Genomic DNA, 19,815 nt, shown 5'->3' with positions numbered 1-19,815 from the left:
TGGTTGACAGTTCCATTATTCCAACATAATATAATGAATGAAACGTTTCATTTACGATGTGCAGGAAGATGGGGTAGTACGTGTAATGAAGCCTACACTGAAAGATGTTGCGAAAATGGCTGGAGTATCCCTTGGTACCGCTTCCAAGGTCATCAACAACGAAGGCAATGTGAAACCGGATTTGCAAATGAAAGTCTGGGATGCGGTCAAGAGGTTGAATTATCATCCGAATGCGGTAGCAAGAAGCTTGAAATCCGCGAATACTCACACGCTGGCTGTCCTTTTGGCCGATATTACCAATCCGTTTCAAATGACGTTGGCTAAAGGAATTGAAGAGGTAATGTATCAGCACGGCTATCAGCTGCTGATCAGCTCCACGAAAGAAAATTCGGAAATTGAAAAAAAGAATTTGAAAATGCTTTACGAAAAAAGGGTCGAAGGGCTTATTGTCTGCACGACCGGCAAGGCAAACGATGAAATACGGGCGATCATCAATCATATTCCCGTTGTTCTGGTCGACCGTCCAGTCGTTTCGCTTCCCGTCGATATAGTCGCGGACAACAACTTGTACGGCATGGAACTGCTGGTCCGCCATTTGCATGAACTAGGGCACCGCAGAATCGGCGTTGTGCACGGAGATCCAAATACCGTTCACGGACAAATCCGCCATGAAGGGGTTGTTAAAGCGTTCTCGGATTACGGAATCGCTCTTCCTCCCGAACTGCAATATACCGGCCTGTTTACCTATGAGGGTGGAATTTCCGCAGCCCATTATTTTTTGGATCTGAAAGACCCTCCCACGGCATTGCTATCGGCGAACAACAATATGACTGCCGGAATTTTGAAGGCATGCCGAAACCGAAACGTTCGCATACCTTTTGACATATCCGTAGTTTCGTTCGGCGAGCTTGAATATAACTGGAATCTCATTACGCCATCGGTTACCTCCGTCAGCCAATCTCCGTTAACGATCGGGCGAAAGGCCGCGGAGCTGGTGCTTAAACGCTTGAATCAGGAAGCTGACGAAGGAGTATCCCATATTTTGTATACCCCCGAACTGAAGGTGAGAGAATCATCGGGATATGTAAATGCGTCCAACGAGTCTTGATTTTTTTTTTGCAGACGAAATGAAACGTTTCATCGTAATCGGTGCGTGCAGTTCGGTGGAGAGGTTCTGTCATTGTTGAAGGCAATCGGACTCACATGTGACCAGCATGCCTGGGTTCCGAATGACTGATATACATCACACAGATGAGGAGAATGGGTATGACTATCAACTTGACAGGTAAAGTAGCGCTGGTGACGGGTTCCAGCCGAGGATTGGGCCGCCATTACGCCCTGCATCTGGCCCAGGCCGGGGCGGACGTTATTATTCACGATGTGAATTCGTCCGCAGCCGCTCAATTCGGTGAAGCCGCTTCGGGTGAAGCGGTAGCCGAGGAAATTCGGGCTTTGGGACGGCGGTCCGCATTTCTGACCTGCGACCTAACCGTTCCGGAGCAAGTGGAATCTTTCGTGCAGCAAGCTATCGGGCAATTTGGCCGCATCGATATTCTGGTCAACAATGCCGGCGGCGATATCGGTGCGAATACGCCGCGTCCGGATCCGAACGATGCGATCGATATCAAAATCGAAGACATCAAGGCGGTGGTGAACCGCAACCTGCTGAATGTGATGTATATGTGCAAATTTGTAGGCGCTCACATGCGGGAACGCCGCTCCGGAAAGATCGTCAATGTCGGTTCTTCGGCGGCTCATATGCCGACCAGCGTCGGAATTATTTATTCGGCGGCTAAAGCAGGCATATCTCATTATACTCTTTGTCTCAGCGAGCAACTGCGTCCGTACGATGTGAATGTCAATTGCATCGCTCCTGCCGCGACGTATACCGGACGGTTCCTGGCTACCCGCACAGTCGAAAGCCAGGATGGGCTGTCCCGCCTACAGCAAATAGCCCAGCCTGAAGACATGGCCAAAATCGTATTGTTCCTAGCGAGTCCTCTTTCCGATTATCTCACGGGGGAAACGGTAATCTGCCGCTAATCCGTTAGAAGCTGGCTATTCAATGATAAGGAGTGAGCCACATGGAACCAATCGTTCAAATATCGCTGGATTTAACCAATATTGAGGAAGCGCTGGAAATGGCGAAAATCGCCGTTGAAGCCGGAATCGATTGGATCGAGGCCGGCACCCCGCTTCTGCTCGGTGAAGGATTGCATGCGGTAGCCGCTTTGCGCCAAGCGTTTCCATCCCATCCGATTGTAGCGGATTTGAAAACGATGGACGGGGGCTATCTGGAAGCGGAAATGATGGCAAAAGCCGGGGCTACCCATGTAGTGGTCATGGGAGTAGCCCATCCGGCAACTATCCGCGCTGTGGTGAAAGCGGCCCGAGATTACAATATCCAAGTGATGGGGGATATTTTGGCGGCGCCGGACAAAGTAGCCTGCGCCAAAATGCTGGAAGCAAACGGTGTCGATTATATTATCGTACATACGGGCTTTGACGAAAGAGGCGAAGATCCGCAGCGCACGCCTTTCGATCATTTGCACGAGGTTGTGAATGCGGTTTCGATCCCCGTGCAAGCGGTTGGCGGCTTGTCGATCCATCAGGCTGCAGAAATGCCGAAGCACGGCGCGCCGCTTGTTGTGGTGGGAGCGCCGCTCGTCATCGACAAGGAAGAATTCAGACCGAGCACCGATAATACGGAATTGCTTCGAATTTTGAAGGAACTGGTTGCGAAAGTGAAAGGCAGCACGAGAAAAGGGGAATAAACCGATGTCCAGCCAAAATCAAGCACGAATTGCCGTGTTTCCGAAAGGATACATGGAGGAATTGACGGATGGCAGAATGACCGTTTTCGAATGGATTCAAATGGCCGGAACGCTGGGAGCCGACGGACTGGAGCTGTACCCGACCTTCCTGAAAGAGACGACTGCGGAATACTTGGGGAAAGTGAAGGAAGCGGCGCACAAAGAAGGGATGGTCATCCCCATGATGTGCTCCTCGCCGGATTTTACCCATCCCGATGCATCGCACCGGGCACAAGAAGTTGAGAAAATGAAGGCGATTATCGACGTTATGCATTTTCTGGGGCCGGAGGACTTTCGCAGCTGCCGGGTGCTTTCCGGCCAGAAACGGCCTGAGGTGTCGAGGGAAGACGGCATTCGCTGGACGGTTGAAGGCATTCGGGAGTTACTCCCCTATGCGGCACAAAAAAGAGTGCATCTCGTCATGGAAAACCATTATAAAGACGGATTTTGGGTTTACCCCGAATTTGCCCAGCTTTCGGATATTTATTTGGAGATCGTAAAGCAAATCTCGTCGCCATGGTTCGGCGTCAACTACGATCCTTCCAACGCCATCTTCGCGGGAGAGGATCCGATTTGGCTGCTCAAGGAAGTCAAGGACAGGGTAGTCACGATGCACGCCAGCGACCGTTATTTGAAGGAAGGATACACGCTTCAGGATTTGAAAACGTATTCTTTGCAAGGATATTCCGAGGCGCTCGCGCATGGGGTAATCGGCAAAGGTTTAAACGATTACGACCAAATTTTCGATTTGCTCCGTTCCGTCCGTTTCCGCAACTGGATCTCCATCGAAGATGGCGTGAACGGGCTTGGGGACTTGCGCGAATCGGTCATTTTCCTTAAAGGCAAAGTGGCAGAGTACCTCGTTTAATATCAAAAATTATCGTAAAGGTGGTCAAAAGCGTGAATATGAAAAGAAATGCAGCCATGCTGGCCGGGACAATTACGCTGTTCGGTACGATTTTGTCCGGGTGCGGAGGAGGCGGCACTGTGGGGCAACCCGCTGGACAATCTGCCGGCCAAGCCGCCGGGCAATCTGCGGCGGCGGAAAAGAACAGCAAGCCTTATGCAGGGACTACGCTCCGGTTGGTCACGGCCAACCATGCGTGGACCGATTTGATCAAGCCCAAAATTCCGGAGTTTGAGCAGCAAACCGGCATTAAGGTTAATCTGGAATCGTATTTCGAAGACCAATTGACGCAGAAGCTTACCGTTGAATTCACTTCCGGCTCATCCTCGGTCGACGTGTTTATGATGCGCCCTCTTCAGGAAGGGAAAATGTTTATCCAGAACGGTTGGGTTGGCGAAATGACCAAGAAGGACGATCCGGATTGGGACTTTAAAGATTTTACCAACGCTTCGACCGGATCATTGATCCAGGGGGGCAAGCTGTACGGCGTTCCGATCGTTACCGAGCGGGAGATTTTGTACTATCGCAAAGACATTTTGGAAAAGAACAACATTCCCGTTCCCAAAACGTTGGACGAGCTGAAACAGGCCGCCGCAAAGCTGAATGATCCGAATAACGGTTTTTACGGATTCGTCGCCCGCGGTCAACGTGCCGCAGCCGTCACCCAATTTTCCAGCTTCCTGTATGGAATGGGCGGAGACTTCATGAAAGACGGCAAGGCGACAATCGATACGCCGGAAGCGGTCAGCGCGTTTAAAACGTATGGCGAACTGTTAAAGAGCTACGGCCCGCCGGGAGTGCTCAACATGAGCTGGCCGCAGGCAATAGGCATTTTCGGACAAGGAAAAGCGGCCTTCTATACCGATGCGGACAGTCTGTATCCGAACCTGCTCGATCCGCAGAAGTCGAGCGTCGGCGACAAAACCGGATTTGCCTTGTTCCCGGCCGGAAGCAAGGGGCAAACCCCGTATAACGTAACCTCCTGGAGTCTGGCGATCCAGGCAAAGTCGAAAAACCAGGCTGCCGCTTGGGAGTTTGTCAAATGGGCGACAAGCAAACAGGCGATGACCGCTTTGCAGGGTAAAGGAATTCCCGGTCCGCGTCAATCCGTTTGGAACACCGACGAAGGCAAGAAAAGCTTCCCTCCGGAGCTCGTCAACGTCATTTCCAAATCGAACGAACTCGGAAAAGCTTATGACCGTCCGATTCTCATCAACGTAGGCGAAGCGCGCGATGTGATCGGATCCGTTATCGTTACGGCGATTTCCGGGGAAGATGTCGAGAAGGCGGCCAAACAAGCCAACCAGCAGTTCCAGGCTATCATCGATAAAGAGAAAAAATAACCAAATTTGAAGGAGCGCGGGAGCCGAACATTCGAGACATCGTTTGCGATATGGCTCCCGCTCTCTATTCATCATGAAGGGGTAATTACCAGTGGCACGTTGGGTTGAGCGGAACATTAAATACATCTTTATCCTGCCGTCGGTACTGTTTGTAGCTGTAATGATCGTGTTCCCGATCGGGTATACCGCTTATATCAGCTTGTTCGAGTGGAGCATGTCCAGCACGCAAGCGCCCAAATGGGTTTCCTTCGGCAACTATGCCAAATTGCTGCAGGATGCCCGGTTTTGGTCAGCCTTGGGCCGAACGTTCTATTTTACATTGATTTCCATTATCGTCGAACTTATGCTGGGCGTCATCATTGCCGTTTTGTTTAACAGGAAATTAAAAGGAATCAATCTGTTCAAAACGTTATTTTTGCTGCCCATGGTGGCAACGCCCGTTTCTATCGGGCTAGTCTGGCTATTGATTTTTGAGCCGACTATCGGCGTAGCCAATCGGTTTATAGGAATGTTCGGACTGAAGCCTCAAATGTGGATCGCATCGCCGTCGCAGGTTATTCCCTCTTTGGCGTTAGTCGATATATGGGAATGGACGCCTATGATTACGCTAATTGCTTTGGCCGGACTGACCTCCATTCCTCAAGACAACTACGAGGCCGCTCAAATCGACGGGGCTAGTTCTTGGCAAATGTTTTGGAAAATTACGTTGCCTTTGTTATTGCCGACCGTTTTCTCCGCCGCATTGCTGCGCATTATCGATGCTGTCAAAACGTATGATATTATTTACGCGATGACGCAAGGCGGACCGGGATATGCATCGGAAACTTTAAATATTCTAGGCTTTTCACTCGGATTTCAATATTTCCAATTAGGATATGCTTCTTCCTTGCTGATGCTCTTTTTCTTCCTGGTGCTTGGCATCAGTTCGTTGATCATTATTCTGCGCAAAAGAATTGAGGTATTGCAATGAAGACGGAACGAGTGTGGACGGAACGGTTGCTGTTTCTGCTGGTCATTGCCATAACGCTTATTTTTCTGTTTCCTTTTATTTGGATGCTGCTGGCCTCGTTTAAAACTCAGGCGCAAATTTTATCCAACCAATCGATATTTGTGTTTCAACCGACCGGCGAGAACTATGCTACCGTCTTTCGCGATTATAACTATACCCGCTTTATTTTCAACAGCTTGCTCGTAGCCTTTTTATCAACGCTTTTCGGCCTGGTATTGGGCCTGCCGGCGTCTTATGCGATCGCCAAATACAAGCAGAACGGATTGGCCTTTTCAATATTGATCGCACGGGTCATACCGGGTATTTCGTTTATGATTCCATGGTACATCATTTTCAGCAAAATCGGGTTGGTCGATACGTATCTTTCCTTAATTTTGGCGCATATGCTGGTCGGGCTTCCGTTTATCATTTGGGTCATGATTTCGTTTTACGAAAATCTTCCGCACGAATTGGAAGAGTCTGCGCGGGTCGATGGCTGCACGATCCAAGGGGCGTTCTTCCGGATCCTGCTTCCGCTTTCCGTACCGGGCATCGTCACCGCTTCGATTTTGGCATTTATTTTCTCTTGGAACAATTTCATGTTCGCCTTAGTGCTTTCCGGAGAAAAAACGAAAACGCTGCCTATTGCCGTATACAGCTTCCTGTCCTATTCGAATATCAATTGGGGCGCCTTAATGGCGGCGGCTGTTGTCATCACCTTGCCGATCCTTGTCATTACCTTGATTTTGCAGCGGTATGTCGTGTCCGGAATTACGGTCGGAGCGGTTAAGGGATAATGACTTTTCACAGTGGAGGTGGTCGTGTATGTTTGAGGATTTGCAGGTAAAGGTGGAAGGCGGCTTCGACATTCGTTTGCCGAACATGGTTCCGATTAAGCAAAAATTCCAAATGAGCAAAGTAGACGACGTTCCCGGCGTCGTTGAAGCTGAATTTGGAAAGACGGAAGTCCGGGCTAAAATTAAACCGGGGATGAAAGTGGCCGTCGCTGTCGGCAGCCGGGGAATCCATAACCTGAAAGAGATTGTCGCTTGTGTCGTGCGGGAAATTAAGCGCATGGGCGGCGAGCCTTTTATTGTGCCCGCCATGGGGAGCCACGGCGGGGCTACCGCAGAAGGCCAAGCTCAGGTGCTCGCGGACTACGGAATTATCGAATCCTCTGTAGGCTGCCCGATCCGCTCTTCCATGGAAACCGTTCAAGTAGGGCATTTGCCGAGCGGTATTCCGCTATACTTTGATCAATTCGCGTATGAAAGCGATGCGATTGTGGCGGTGTCCCGAGTCAAGCCGCATACCGATTTTAAAGGAACAGTTGAAAGCGGTCTTCAAAAAATGATCGTGATCGGTTTAGGTAAGCACAAAGGAGCATCGTACATACACAGTCTCGGTTTCGATCGATTTCATGCGGTGATTCCTGAAGCGGGGAAAGCGCTCATCGCCCGGACCAACATGGCCGTTGGCGTAGCCATCATTGAAAACGCGAGGGATGAAACCGCCGAGATCGTCGCCGTTCCTGCGGAGAGCATTTGCGAAACGGAGCCGGAGCTGCTAATAAGAGCGAAAGCGGCGATGCCGAAATTGTTGCTGGACCAAATTGATGTACTTGTCGTTGAGGAAATCGGCAAAAACATAAGCGGCTCCGGCATGGATCCGAATATCGTCGGGAGAACGGGATCCGGTTTGACCGAAGGCTTTCTCGCGCCTCCCATTCAAAAGATCGTTGTGCGGGATTTGACGGATAAGACGCATGGCAATGCCGCAGGTATCGGAATAGCGGATATCATTACAGCCAAAGTATTCAATAAAATCGATTTCGGTTATACGTATGCGAATTGCATCACGTCTACAGCTTTGCTCGGAGCCAAAATTCCGGTTGTCCTGCGGTCGGACAAGGAGGCTTTAGCCGTAGCTGTAAAAACGAGTAATCGAGTTACGCCGGAAACGGTAAAAATCGTATGGATTCAAAATACGTTAAAACTGGAACGGATTTATGTGTCCGACACCTACTTGGGTGAAATCGCGAACCGGGACGAAATTGTCGTGGAGGGGGAGCCTGTACCCATCGAATTCGACCATCGTGGGCAGCTTGCGACACTGTTTCAGTTTTAGAAAATGCGCAAAAGGAAAGGAGGAGGCCAATATGATAGGCGCCATAGAGGCAGGCGGTACGAAATTTGTGTGCGGGATCGGAAACGATCAGGGTGAAATATTGGATCAAACCCTTTTTCCTACAGGGACGCCGGAAGAAACGCTTGCGCAGGCAGTTCGTTTTTTTCGGGGAAAACCGATGGAAGCGATAGGCGTCGGCTCTTTCGGCCCGATTGATCTCGATCCGGGCAGTTCCACATACGGGTATATCACCACGACACCGAAGGAGAATTGGCGTCAATTCGATTTCGTAGGAGCCTTGCGCAAACAGTTCCAAGTACCCATCGGATTTGACACGGATGTCAACGCTGCCGCATTGGGGGAGAGCGTTCTGGGAGCGGCCAAAGGACTCGGCAGCTGTCTTTACATGACCGTCGGTACAGGAATCGGTGCCGGAACCGTTGCGGAAGGGAAGCTGATTCACGGTATGCAGCATCCGGAGATGGGGCACATTCTGGTTAAACGGCATCCGGAGGATCATTTTCAGGGGATATGCCCATACCACGGAGACTGTCTGGAAGGGTTGGCGTCCAGACCGGCGCTGGAAAAGAGATGGGGGAAAAGGGGCTATCAGTTGGAGCTGACGCATAAGGCTTGGGAAATCGAAGCTTATTATATTGCCCAAACGGTCGTGACTTTTATCCTTATCCTGTCTCCGAAAAAAATAATAGTCGGCGGCGGAATCATGAAGCAGAGGCATCTTTTCCCTTTAATACGAGAACAGGTGCAATTTCTGCTGAACGGTTACGTACAACAAGAGGAAGTTATTAAGGCAGTTGAAAACTACATTGTCCCTCCCGCTTTGGGGGACTGTTCCGGCTTATACGGAGCATTGATGCTCGGCCGGCAAGCAAAATGTGGTTCAGAGGCGGGCTGAACGACTCGATCGTCTTGATCAAGCCGATCGTTCCCTGCGAACGAGATGTTGATGCAACTGCGTTCGCTCAAGAAAACGCGCAAGGACGTGTCGCTGAGATTAAATAACACTGCCTCTCTATTACGCGTAGAGAGCAGTGTTTTATTTTTCTCCGGAAATAAACCAGCTAAAATGGCTATCGGCGGTTTATGTGTATTGCTGCTTAGCAGGAGAAGAAGATTTTGAACCATGAGCATAAGTTTTTGAATTCACTGCAAAAGCCCTTAAAATGTAAGCTATAAGTAAGCCTATGCGGCATCACGATAGGTTTTATTCATCCAAAGGGGAGGTTTACGATGAAAAGAAAATGGGTTATGTCCGGGACGGCGGTCATGCTGATGTTGTCCGTCGTGCTGGGCTGCGCTAAGGGCGCAGGGACGGACAAGCCGAACGAGCAAACTTCGAAGCCTGCGTCCAACAGTGCGGCTGTGGACAACAAAGACAACAAGAAGCCTTTCGAGGGAGTTACGCTTAAAGCGGCATTGGTCGGGGGCGGCTCTTACGAAAAGCTATATGAATCCATTCCGAAGTTCGAGCAGGAGACAGGCGCCAAAGTACAGATCACGTATAAGGGCAACTTCTTCGATCTCGATAAGAAGCTGAAGATCGATTTCGCCTCCAAGAGCGACGATTACGACGTCATCTCCAATCACAGCAGCTTCTATTCGCAGTACGTCGACTCCCTCGAGCCTTTGAACAACCTATTCTCGGCCGACGATATGAAGGACTTCACGCCGATGATCCTGAACGGGGGCAAGCGAGACAACAATCTGTACATGATTCCGCGCTTGGCGGATATCAGCGTGTACTTCTACCGCACCGATCTGTACAACGACGAAAGCAACAAGACGAAGTTCAAGCAGGACTACGGCTACGACCTGGCTCCGCCGACGACGCTGGATCAATTCAAGGATCAGGCGATCTTCTTCACGAAGAACGGCAAGGGGATTAACGGAACCCAATTCGCCGGCAAAGAGGAAGCGCTTACAGGTCGCTTCTACGAGCTGGTCAACGCTTACGGCGGGGATTTCTTTGATAAAGATAAGAAGGTGATCCTGAACCAGGAAGCCGGCATCAAGGCGGCGACGATGCTGCAGGATCTGTATAAGGCCGGAGCAATGCCGAAGGGTATGGTCAACTTCCTGTGGGATGAAGTGGCGAAGAACTTTGGCAACGGCAACGTGGCGGTCTATTCGGAGTGGCCGGGCTGGTACACCTGGATGGACGACCCGGCCAGCACGAAGGTCGCCGGCAAGTTCGACGTTGTCCGCGCTCCTGCCGGTCCGAGCGGTGTTCACCCGGGCTGGTCTGGCGCACACGGCTTCTCCGTGACGAAGTCCAGCAAGAACAAGCCGGCCGCGGCTGCGCTGATCAAGTTCCTTACGAGCGCGGATAATATGTACGCCGATTCCAAGCTGGGCAACATGCCGACGCGCCAATCCGTATGGGATAAAGTGCTGAGCGATGCGAAGGCCAGCGGCGATGCGCGGAAAATCAACTTCTACAACGTACTGAATACGGCGCTGAAGGAAGACTTCCGGACGCCTCCGCTCATTAAAGAATGGATTCCTCTTTCGAACATTCTGTACCCGTACCTCCAGAAAATCATTCTGGGCAGCACGACGCCGAAGCAGGGCTTGGACGATGCGGCCAAGGATATTGAGAAGATGATGAAGCAAAGCGGCAATTAAACAGACAGATAGACGGCAGGGGTCGGTTAGCCTGCCGTCTTTTCATCAGACAGGAGTGAGATTTACGATGAAAGCCGAAGCAAGCCTTGCGGACAGACAATATGTGCTCAAAGAGAGCGTGTTCGATAGTTTGAGAGCCAGCAAGTGGCTGTTTGCCGTCGTATTCGTGGCACCGGCCTTGATTTTCCTGACGCTGGTCGTTGTCATCCCGATGCTGTACAGCTTTTATTTAAGCTTTACGAACTTCAACCTGGTGCTGAAAATCAACAAGGAGTTCGTCGGTTTAGACAATTACGTGGCTCTGCTTTCCGATTCGACGTTCCTCCTGTCACTGCTGAGAACGATCGTCTTCATGACGCTGGCGGTCAATCTTGAACTGCTGCTCGGACTGTTGGTCGCCCAACTGCTCGCCAAACCGATGAAAGGGGAGGGCTTTCTGCGTACGGCACTGATGGTGCCGATGATGATGCCTCCGATCCTGATCGGATTCCAATTCAAATGGTTCTTTAACGACCAAGTCGGTCTCGTCAACAATCTGATCTATGCCGTAACCGGCCAGACGACGCAAATTCCGTGGCTAATCGATGCGGTGCTGGGCTTCATCTCCATTCTGACCGCCGAAATCTGGATGGGCACGCCGTTCATCGCCATCATCCTGCTTGCCGGAATGCTTTCTTTGCCGAAGGAGCCGTTCGAGGCCGCGGACATCGACGGCGCAACCCGCTTCCAAAAATTTTACTACATTACCCGCCCGCTGCTGGCGCCGTATATGCTGATCGCGCTGGCGATCCGGTCACTCGACATCAGCAAGGCGTACGATCTCGTCAAAATTATGACCGGCGGCGGCCCTGCTCAGCGCACCGAGCTCATCTGGACGTACGTCACCCGGCTTAGCATGGTGGACAGCAAGTTCGCGCTGGGCTGTGCGATGTCCTTTGTCTCTGTGGCGATCTCCTTTGTGTTTACCGTTTATATCTATAAACAATTAGTGGCGGCAAGGAGGTAAAGGGCTTGAGAAAAAAGAATGTATACCTTAGTCTGAATTATGTTGCATCTTACCTGCTTATGGGCGTGTTTACGTTCCCTGCGGTATGGATAATATTGACGGCAATCCGCCCGGACAAAGAAGTAAACGCTTCCCCGCCGGTATGGATTCCGGAGACCGTCACGTTCGATGCGTTCGCCAAATTATTCGGCGGCAATACGTCGACCGGCTCCATTCCGTTTCACGATTATTTCCTAAATACGATCTGGATCGCATTGCTCAGTACGGTGTTCTCCGTCATGATCGGCACACTGGCCGGCTACTACTTCTCGCGCCATCATTCCAAGCGTGCCAATGCGGTGTTCCTGAGCATGATGCTGGCCCGGGCGATTCCCGGCGTGGCGCTCAGTCTGCCGCTGTTTCTGGTGTTCTCCAAGATCGGCGTGCTCGACAAAATCAGCGGACTGGTCATCGCTTACACGGCGCTGAACATTCCGTTCGCTACATGGCTGATGCAAGGCTTCTTCAAGGAAATTTCCATCGAGCTGGATGAAGCCTCGTTCGTGGATGGCTGCAGCATGTGGGGCAGTTTCGCCAAAATCGCGCTTCCGTTGACGCTGCCGGGGCTATCTGCGGCCGCCATCTTTACGTTCCTGACCGTTTGGGGGGAGTTCCAAATCTCCAGCCTGCTCGCCAGGACCGTGGCGTCTAAGCCTTTTACCGTCGGTCTGTTCGACTTTACCACTCAGTTTACCGTAGATTGGCGGGGGATGGCGGCGATGGCCGTCGTGATGATCATTCCATCCACTTTGTTCGTTATTGTTGCGCAGAAATGGCTCATTCGCGGCTTGACGTTCGGTGCGTCCAAATAACCGAGCCTAGGGGGAGGCCCCATGTACAAAATCTTGATCGTGGACGACGAAGAGGAGATTCGGGAGGGCATTCGCGACATTATCCCGTGGCCGGAGCTCAGCTTCGAGTTCGCCGGAGAAGCGGAGAACGGCGTCGAGGGCTTGAAAATGTGCGCTATGGTACAGCCCGACGTCGTTCTCTGCGACATCAACATGCCGGTGATGAACGGCTTCGAGCTAACCGAGGAGATTGTGCGGCTGTATCCGCAAATCAAGGTGATCGTCTTGACCGGATACGACTACTTCGAATATGCCCAGCATGCGATAAAGCTTAACGTGTATGATTACGTGCTGAAGCCGATCACGCCCGACGAGATGATGCAGCTGTTGGTTAAGGTGAAGCAGGATCTGGATCACGAGCGGCTGGCGGAGGAAACGGCCGCGCAAATAAAGGAGCAGCTGGAGATGAGCATTCCGCTGTTACGGGAGCGGTATCTCAACCTGTGGATCATCGGCAAGCTGGAGCCTGAGGAGCTCGATGCCCGCTTAAGCTCCGTGCATGCGCAGTTATCCGGCGACCTGTGGTCGGTCCTGGTGCTCGATTTGGAACAGCAGCATCTGAGCCGGTTCGTACCAGGCGAGGAGCTGTTGCATTTTGCTTTAACGAACATAATCAAAGAATGTGTACACCAAGCAGGATTCACCGGTGAGCCGTTCGTCAGCCCGAAGTATCAACTGGTCTTGATCACGGCGATTGCCGGCGACGATCTGCCGAGCATGAAGTGGAAATTTCAAGAGCTGTCCGAGACGGTGCGGCTCGAAACGGAACGCTTCCTGAACGTGCCGATCGCCGTCGGCTTGGGCTTCGTCGGCTCCCGCACAGAGGTGCCGCACATGTATGCCTCGGCGCTCCGGGCGCTCGATTACCGCTTCATTATGGGGATCGACCAGGTGTTGTATATCGAGGATCTGGAACGCAGAGAGACCTATTCGGCTGCGGTTTCGGATACGATATCCTTGCTGCGAGATGAGATCGTCAAGCAGCTGCGGATCGCCTCCAAGCAGGATATGAAGCAGCTGCTGGACGGCTATTTCGGCGAGCTGCAGAAGGCGGGCATCGAGCGGGAGCTCAGCATTGTGCACGTGATCGAGCTCGTTTCCTTACTAAGCAAGGAATATTATGAATCGTCCCACACCCGGAGTGAGGCGGAAAATGGCGATCTTCATCCGATCACGCAAATTTTGCGCTTCTCGACGCTCGATCAAATTAAGGCCTGGCTGGTCGAGTGGTGCATGAAGGTCATCTCCCGGCTGTCCGAGAACCGCGAGGATGCCAGCGCTCAGATCGTGAACGAGGCGATACAGTATATTGAAGCGAATCATGCCAACATCGACCTGTCCATTCAATTGCTGTGCGAGCATCTGCATGTGAGCCAGAGCTATTTTTGCTACTTGTTCAAGAAACAGACCGGCAGTACGTTCCTGGAATATTTGACCCGGACCCGGATCGACAAGGCGAAGGTGCTGCTTAGGACGACGAATAAGAAAAATTATGAAGTTGCGGAGGAAATCGGCTTCGGCAACGTGCATTATTTTAGCGTCGTCTTTAAGAAAGTGACCGGCGTGACGTCCAGCGAATATCGTACACAAACTTAGAGAGGAGGCGGCGCAATGTTCCGGTGGTTGTCTTTGGACCGGTATTTTCTCCGGAGAAGCATCAAATGGAATGTAGCGGTGTCCTTCTCTTTGCTGATCGTGCTCAGTATCAATCTGATCGGTTATTTGTCGTATAACAAATATTTGTCCATGGCGGAGGATGACGCCCGCAATCATTCCTACAACATCATTGATCAAGTCAGCCGCAACGCCGAGTATTATTTGCACTATATGGAGGACTTGTCGACCCTTATCTATTTGAACAAAACGATCCAGAATTACTTGAACGAGTCGGAGAACGCCGAGGCCGACCCGGTGACGGGCGTCGCCAATCCGTCGCTCCAGGAAGCGCAGATTACCGATTATTTCAATTCCTTCCTGAATGTTCGACAGGATATCTCGTCCTTCTATATTTTCACCAATCACGGGAAAGTGCTGACGAGTCTGACCAACATGCGGTTGAAGGATTACACGGATATCAAGGAGCAGGAGTGGTACCGCAAAGCGATCGAAGCCGGCGGAGCCCCCGTCGTCACGCCGACGCATGTGCAAAATTTTCTCGTCGACGATTACCGCTGGGTCGTCTCGCTCAGCCGGGAAGTCAAGTACCTGGATACGAAGAAGGGGCTGGGCGTCTTCCTGATCAACTTGAATTTCAAGGTGATTCAGGATATTTGCAGCCAAGTCCATTTGGGGAACAAGGGCTACGTTTTCATCGTCGACAAAGAAGGGAACCTCATCTATCACCCGCAGCAGCAGCTCATCTATAGCAAAATCAAACACGAAGACATGGACCTGATTCTGCATGCCAAGGAGAAGTTCGTCTCCGCCAAGGTCGACGGCATGGACAAGCTGTACACGATCAAATCATCCGATTACGTGAACTGGACTTTTGTCGGCGTGACCTATAGGCAGGACTTGATATCCGACAAGGCGCAGATTCGCACTTATTTTATCGTGTTGAGCCTTGTCAGTGTGCTGGCGGCCGTGCTCATCTCGATGTGGATCGCCTCGCGCATTTCCGGTCCGATCAAGAAGCTGGAGATGACGATGAAGCAGGTCGAGAAGGGGGACCTGAGCGTCCGCGTCGACGTGGAAGGGCACGGAGAGGTTGCCCAGCTCGGGCGGACGTTCCATCTGATGCTGCTGCGGATCAACGACTTGATGACGCAGCTGGTGAGCGAGCAGGAGACGAAGCGCAAGAGCGAGCTGAAGGCGCTGCAGGCGCAGATCAATCCGCATTTTCTGTACAATACGCTCGATTCGATTATTTGGATGATCCAGAAGGGCAAGATCAAGGAAGTGACGGAGATGGTATCTTCGCTCGCCAAGCTGTTCCGCCTCGGCATCAGCAAGGGAGAGGATTACATCACGATTCGCGAAGAGTTGGCGCACGTCGAGCACTACTTGACGATTCAGAAGATCCGGTACAAGAATAAGCTGGATTACAGCTTCGAGGTCGATCTGGACATTCTCGAACGGAAAATTCCACGGCTTATCCTGCAGCCGGTCGTGGAGAACGCCATCTACCACGGCATCAAGCCTTCCCCGAACGGCGGCTCGATCCGTATCCGCGCTTACCGTGCTCCGTCTCCGCCTCAAACCGATATCATTCTGGAGGTTGCGGACAACGGCGTAGGGATGGATGAAGCGACGCTGAATCAGATGCCCTACGTGAAGCAGACGCAGCTGCACGGCGGCGGGGTCGGCGTGCAGAATGTGCAGGAGCGCATCCGGCTGTACTGCGGCGAGCGGTACGGGCTGCAATATTACAGCCGCCTCGGTGTCGGCACGATCGCGAAGGTGCTGCTGCAGGCGAAGAACGAACCGGGCGGGGCCTAACGCGAGCCATGAAGGGGGAGGAAGAGAATGCGAATGCGGGTGCGGGTGTATCGTATCGGATTTATCATCGCAGCCTGCGTGCTTCTTGCGGGGGGGGCTGGCTGGCTGCACGGGCACTGGCGGCAAGGATCGGGTCCGGCAAATTGCCGTTGTATCGAAGGATTTCCCCTCCGACTATTGGAAAAGCGTCCGCAGTGGCGCTCAAGCGGCCGCCGACGAATTCGGGTTGAAGCTGGTCTACATGACGGCGGGAGAATACAGCGATCCGCTTCGCCAGCAGCAAGAATACATGAGCGAGGCGATCGCGAGCCAAGTGGACGGCATCCTGCTCGCTCCCGCCGATTACTCCGGATTGGCCGCCAAGCTCCAAGAAGCCCGCAGCCGGCGCATTCCCGTCGTGACGATGGATGCCCAGACGGAATCGACCTATCCCGTGAGCCATGTGGCCACCGACAACGTCCGTTCCGCGGCCATAGCGGCCGGCTTCATGCAGCAGTCGGGGGCGAGCGGCAAGGTGCTTATCGTCCGAAGCGGCTCCGATTCCTTCACCGAGGATGCGCGCATATCCGGGTTTAAGAAAGGACTAGACGGTACAAAGCTGGTAATTTCCGAAACGCTTTCCGTCCCATCCGGCAATTTGGCGGCGATGCAGACGGCGGTTGCCTATCTTCGCGGGCACACGGACATCTCAGGCATCTTTGCCACCTGCAGCGAATGTGCGGCGGGAGCCGGGTTGGCCGTCAGGGAGATCGGACTCACCGACCGGATCGTGTGCATCGGCTTTGACAGCTCGCAGGATGAGATCCGGCTGTTGGAAGAAGGGGTGCTGCAGGCGATAGTCGTGCAAAATCCGTTCGCCATGGGGTACTTCGGCGTGAAGGCGGTAGCCGACACGCTGAGCGGCATCAAGGTGCAGCCGCTGATCGAGACGAAGGCTGAAATCGTGACGAAGGAGACAATCAAGCTGCCGGAGTACCAGAAGCTGATTTATCCGTTCGATAAGTAATGCAGAAGCGGGACGTGGCGAGTACGGCCGATGCCGGCGCTTCATCAAGCCGGCATTTATAGGTGATATGATCCGCATCAAGAGCATGATCAAGGAGAATCGGGATCGCCCCAAACGCGTGGACAGACTCATCGTCAGCGAGCTTTGCGATGTAAACACCAAATCATAATCGGAGGGGACATATGAGGATGAAGGTCGATTCGCATCAGCATTTTTGGAACTTGGATAAGGTCAGCTACCCATGGCTCGTGCCGTCCTACGGACCGATTTACCGGACGTTCGAGGCGCCGGAGCTGGAGCCGCTGCTCAAGGCGGCGGGCATCGATAAGACCGTCATCGTGCAGGCGATGAATTCGTACGAGGATACCGATTACATGCTGGAGACGGCCGCCAATTACGAATGGGTTGCCGGTGTCGTCGGCTGGGTGCCGCTGAACCTGCCCGATGAAGCTGCGGCGAAATTGGAAGCGTATACCCTCAATCCATATTTTAAAGGAATCCGCCATTTGATTCACGAGGAGCAGGATCCGGATTGGGTCGTTCGCGATGATGTGATCGAGGGTTTGAAGGTACTGGCCGGCTTCGGGCTAACCTTTGATGTCGTGGCCGTCTTCCCGAACCATCTCAAACATGTGCCGACTTTGGCCGAGAAGGTTCCGAATTTAAAGATGGTGATCGATCATCTGGCGAAGCCGCCTATTCAAGCGAAGCAAATGGAGCCTTGGGCCGGTCAATTGGCCCGCGCTGCCGAGTACCCGCAAGTGTACGCCAAAGTTTCCGGCTTGAATACAGCGGCCGGAGAAGGCTGGAGCGCCGACGATCTGCAGCCGTACATTGATTTTGCCATGAAGCATTTCGGTGCTGAACGGCTTATGTTCGGCAGCGACTGGCCGGTTGCGAACCTTGCCGGAGATTACGCGCAGGTGTGGGAAGAGACGAACAAAGCGCTGGCGGCGTTCTCGCCTTCCGAACGGGAAGCGGTATTGGGCGGTACGGCCGTCAAGTTCTACAATCTGTAATCCGGAAGGAGCGGGTGCTGGATGAAAAGGTACGGCAGCGTGATTAAAGTGCGGCCGGAACGGCTGGAACAATACAAGCGGCTGCATGCCGAGGTATGGCCGGACGTACTGCGGATGATCAAGGAATGCGGCATCAGCAATTATTCGATTTATTACAAGGACGGTTACTTGTTCAGCTACTTTGAATATAGCGGCGACGATTACGAAGCGATATGGCCCGCATGGCGGAGGATCCGACGACACAACGCTGGTGGGCGCTCTGCAAGCCGTGCCAGGAGCGGCTCGATACGGCCGCAGACGATGAGTGGTGGGCGTCCATGGAAGAATTGTTTCACCTGGATTGATCGACCGACAAGAGGGGAGAGAATCGGGAGTGGGCTTGGAGGCTAATCGGTATACACAGGATTCGTCGGTTTCGTTGGATTCGCAGGATATGCCGGATTTGGATTATCGGATTAAGCTTCCCCGCGATTTGTCGATGGGCATTGGAATCGTCGGCGCAGGGGAAATCGTGCGCAGCTGTCACCTGCCGGCTTACCGCATGGCGGGCTTCCGCGTCGTAGGCATCTACGATGCTGATCCGGCCAAAGCCCGACAGGCAGCTGAGTTGTTCGGAATTCCGTACGTGTTCGAATCGCTTGACGCCCTGCTGCGGCACAGCGAGATCCGCATCGTGGACATTGCGGTGCCGGCCAAATACCAGCTGGACATCGTTGAGCAGGTTGCCGCCGCCGGGAAGCACATGCTGTGCCAGAAACCTCTGGCCGAGCAATATGCCGCGGCGAAACGGATCACCTACATCTGTGCGCAAACGGGAGTGAAGGCGGCAGTCAATCAGCAGATGCGCTGGTCGCCGGGTATCAGCGCCAGCCGCGGCTTGGTGAAGCTGGGCTTGCTCGGGCAGCCGGTACAGGCCAGCATTCAGGTCAACGTTCTGACGCAGTGGGAGAATTGGCCGTGGCTAACGACCATTGATACGTTGGAAGTTATGTACCACAGCATTCATTATATGGATTCGATCCGCTACGTTATGGGGATGACTCCGGAATTCATATACGCCGACGGTGCCAAATTCCCGAATCAGCCGTATAAAGGCGAAACCCGGACGATGATTTTTATGAAGTTCCCAGGCGACGCGCGCGGTCTCATTCATGACAGCCACAACAACCGGCAGCCGCAGGAGGATTGGTACGCGACGTTTCGCTTCGAAGGCACCGAAGGTGTTGCCCGCGGGACGAACGGCGCGCTGTATGACTATCCGAACGGCAGGGGGGATACGATCTCCTTCTACACCCGCAAATTGCAGCCGGACCGATTATACAGCCCGACGCTCGAGGGACGCTGGTTCCCGCATGCGTTCATGGGCACAATGGGCGAGTTGATGCGCGCCGTCGAGGATGAGCGGGAGCCGGAGAACAGCGTAGCCGACAATCTGCTGACTCTGCAGATGGTGTTTGCCTCATACCGTTCCATGGCCGAGAACAGGCCTGTGTATTTGTCCGAAATCGCCGGTGAATAAGCGGATTTGGCCGTGCAGCCTGTAATCCGTCCAGAAAATGTAAATAGCTGCTCCCTTAGAATACCGGGAGCAGCTACTTTTTATATTACATTTGCGGCATCCGCAGCTCGCAT

18 protein-coding genes are annotated in these 19,815 nt (G+C 52.8%); all 18 read left to right on the top strand.

What is annotated here, in order from left to right; genetic code table 11:
* Positions 1 to 37: 37 nt before the first annotated feature.
* Positions 38 to 1,108 (top strand): LacI family DNA-binding transcriptional regulator, encoded by a 1,071-nt coding sequence (locus tag SD70_RS13535; protein ID WP_052487403.1) that lies wholly within the window; start codon positions 38 to 40, stop codon positions 1,106 to 1,108.
* A gap of 158 nt (positions 1,109 to 1,266) precedes the next feature.
* Positions 1,267 to 2,043 (top strand): SDR family NAD(P)-dependent oxidoreductase, encoded by a 777-nt coding sequence (locus SD70_RS13530; RefSeq protein ID WP_041048082.1) that lies wholly within the window; start codon positions 1,267 to 1,269, stop codon positions 2,041 to 2,043.
* 41 nt (positions 2,044 to 2,084) lie between these two features.
* Positions 2,085 to 2,774 (top strand): orotidine 5'-phosphate decarboxylase / HUMPS family protein, encoded by a 690-nt coding sequence (locus tag SD70_RS13525; RefSeq protein WP_041048079.1) that lies wholly within the window; start codon positions 2,085 to 2,087, stop codon positions 2,772 to 2,774.
* Positions 2,775 to 2,778: 4 nt separating this feature from the next.
* The gene (locus SD70_RS13520; RefSeq protein ID WP_041048078.1) at positions 2,779 to 3,681 is read left to right on the top strand and encodes a sugar phosphate isomerase/epimerase family protein; all 903 of its coding nucleotides are present in this window, start codon (positions 2,779 to 2,781) and stop codon (positions 3,679 to 3,681) included.
* A 38-nt stretch (positions 3,682 to 3,719) separates the two neighbouring features.
* Positions 3,720 to 5,063 (top strand): ABC transporter substrate-binding protein, encoded by a 1,344-nt coding sequence (locus tag SD70_RS13515; RefSeq protein WP_052487411.1) that lies wholly within the window; start codon positions 3,720 to 3,722, stop codon positions 5,061 to 5,063.
* 91 nt (positions 5,064 to 5,154) lie between these two features.
* Positions 5,155 to 6,033, top strand: coding sequence for a carbohydrate ABC transporter permease (locus SD70_RS13510; protein ID WP_041048077.1), 879 nt, complete (start codon positions 5,155 to 5,157; stop codon positions 6,031 to 6,033).
* Positions 6,030 to 6,848 carry a carbohydrate ABC transporter permease gene (locus SD70_RS13505; RefSeq protein ID WP_041048076.1) on the top strand — a complete coding sequence of 273 codons (819 nt, stop codon included), beginning with the start codon at positions 6,030 to 6,032 and terminating at the stop codon, positions 6,846 to 6,848. The genes SD70_RS13510 and SD70_RS13505 overlap by 4 nt, the downstream gene beginning before the upstream one ends.
* 28 nt (positions 6,849 to 6,876) lie before the next feature.
* Positions 6,877 to 8,178: a lactate racemase domain-containing protein gene (locus tag SD70_RS13500; RefSeq protein ID WP_052487401.1), complete on the top strand. Its 1,302-nt coding sequence runs from the start codon at positions 6,877 to 6,879 to the stop codon at positions 8,176 to 8,178.
* A gap of 31 nt (positions 8,179 to 8,209) precedes the next feature.
* A complete protein-coding gene (locus tag SD70_RS13495; protein ID WP_041048075.1) occupies positions 8,210 to 9,094 on the top strand; it encodes an ROK family protein in 885 nt (294 codons plus the stop codon).
* Positions 9,095 to 9,429: 335 nt separating this feature from the next.
* A complete protein-coding gene (locus SD70_RS13490; protein ID WP_052487400.1) occupies positions 9,430 to 10,824 on the top strand; it encodes an ABC transporter substrate-binding protein in 1,395 nt (464 codons plus the stop codon).
* Between the two features lie 67 nt (positions 10,825 to 10,891).
* Positions 10,892 to 11,830 carry a carbohydrate ABC transporter permease gene (locus tag SD70_RS13485; RefSeq protein WP_052487399.1) on the top strand — a complete coding sequence of 313 codons (939 nt, stop codon included), beginning with the start codon at positions 10,892 to 10,894 and terminating at the stop codon, positions 11,828 to 11,830.
* Positions 11,831 to 11,835: 5 nt separating this feature from the next.
* A complete protein-coding gene (locus tag SD70_RS13480) occupies positions 11,836 to 12,681 on the top strand; it encodes a carbohydrate ABC transporter permease (RefSeq protein WP_041048073.1) in 846 nt (281 codons plus the stop codon).
* 21 nt (positions 12,682 to 12,702) lie between these two features.
* The gene (locus SD70_RS13475; RefSeq protein WP_041048072.1) at positions 12,703 to 14,316 is read left to right on the top strand and encodes a response regulator transcription factor; all 1,614 of its coding nucleotides are present in this window, start codon (positions 12,703 to 12,705) and stop codon (positions 14,314 to 14,316) included.
* Between the two features lie 15 nt (positions 14,317 to 14,331).
* Positions 14,332 to 16,158, top strand: a complete 1,827-nt coding sequence (locus SD70_RS13470) for a cache domain-containing sensor histidine kinase (protein ID WP_052487398.1) — start codon at positions 14,332 to 14,334, stop codon at positions 16,156 to 16,158.
* Between the two features lie 85 nt (positions 16,159 to 16,243).
* Positions 16,244 to 17,164 (top strand): ABC transporter substrate-binding protein, encoded by a 921-nt coding sequence (locus SD70_RS13465; protein ID WP_041048071.1) that lies wholly within the window; start codon positions 16,244 to 16,246, stop codon positions 17,162 to 17,164.
* 188 nt (positions 17,165 to 17,352) lie between these two features.
* A complete protein-coding gene (locus tag SD70_RS13460; RefSeq protein ID WP_041048070.1) occupies positions 17,353 to 18,183 on the top strand; it encodes an amidohydrolase family protein in 831 nt (276 codons plus the stop codon).
* A 21-nt stretch (positions 18,184 to 18,204) separates the two neighbouring features.
* Positions 18,205 to 18,573, top strand: a complete 369-nt coding sequence (locus SD70_RS40655) for an L-rhamnose mutarotase (RefSeq protein WP_231571206.1) — start codon at positions 18,205 to 18,207, stop codon at positions 18,571 to 18,573.
* A gap of 43 nt (positions 18,574 to 18,616) precedes the next feature.
* On the top strand, positions 18,617 to 19,702 hold the full coding sequence (locus tag SD70_RS13450) for a Gfo/Idh/MocA family protein (RefSeq protein WP_041048113.1): 1,086 nt from the start codon (positions 18,617 to 18,619) through the stop codon (positions 19,700 to 19,702).
* Positions 19,703 to 19,815: the final 113 nt, after the last annotated feature.

Origin of the sequence: Gordoniibacillus kamchatkensis (assembly GCF_000829455.1) — a bacterium.
In the GTDB taxonomy this organism is placed as follows: Bacteria; Bacillota; Bacilli; order Paenibacillales; family NBRC-103111; genus Gordoniibacillus; species Gordoniibacillus kamchatkensis.
Note: the sequence above shows the minus strand (reverse complement) of the source record. Positions and strands in the feature narration are given on the sequence as shown.

Coding starts and splice junctions, on each gene's coding strand:
- SD70_RS13490 (WP_052487400.1), top strand. CDS start 9,430: ATGAAAAGAAAATGGGTTATGTCCGGGACGGCGGTCATGCTGATGTTG.
- SD70_RS13515 (WP_052487411.1), top strand. CDS start 3,720: ATGAAAAGAAATGCAGCCATGCTGGCCGGGACAATTACGCTGTTCGGT.
- SD70_RS13475 (WP_041048072.1), top strand. CDS start 12,703: ATGTACAAAATCTTGATCGTGGACGACGAAGAGGAGATTCGGGAGGGC.
- SD70_RS40655 (WP_231571206.1), top strand. CDS start 18,205: ATGAAAAGGTACGGCAGCGTGATTAAAGTGCGGCCGGAACGGCTGGAA.
- SD70_RS13530 (WP_041048082.1), top strand. CDS start 1,267: ATGACTATCAACTTGACAGGTAAAGTAGCGCTGGTGACGGGTTCCAGC.
- SD70_RS13525 (WP_041048079.1), top strand. CDS start 2,085: ATGGAACCAATCGTTCAAATATCGCTGGATTTAACCAATATTGAGGAA.
- SD70_RS13495 (WP_041048075.1), top strand. CDS start 8,210: ATGATAGGCGCCATAGAGGCAGGCGGTACGAAATTTGTGTGCGGGATC.
- SD70_RS13505 (WP_041048076.1), top strand. CDS start 6,030: ATGAAGACGGAACGAGTGTGGACGGAACGGTTGCTGTTTCTGCTGGTC.
- SD70_RS13520 (WP_041048078.1), top strand. CDS start 2,779: ATGTCCAGCCAAAATCAAGCACGAATTGCCGTGTTTCCGAAAGGATAC.
- SD70_RS13450 (WP_041048113.1), top strand. CDS start 18,617: ATGCCGGATTTGGATTATCGGATTAAGCTTCCCCGCGATTTGTCGATG.
- SD70_RS13535 (WP_052487403.1), top strand. CDS start 38: ATGAAACGTTTCATTTACGATGTGCAGGAAGATGGGGTAGTACGTGTA.
- SD70_RS13460 (WP_041048070.1), top strand. CDS start 17,353: ATGAAGGTCGATTCGCATCAGCATTTTTGGAACTTGGATAAGGTCAGC.
- SD70_RS13485 (WP_052487399.1), top strand. CDS start 10,892: ATGAAAGCCGAAGCAAGCCTTGCGGACAGACAATATGTGCTCAAAGAG.
- SD70_RS13500 (WP_052487401.1), top strand. CDS start 6,877: ATGTTTGAGGATTTGCAGGTAAAGGTGGAAGGCGGCTTCGACATTCGT.
- SD70_RS13470 (WP_052487398.1), top strand. CDS start 14,332: ATGTTCCGGTGGTTGTCTTTGGACCGGTATTTTCTCCGGAGAAGCATC.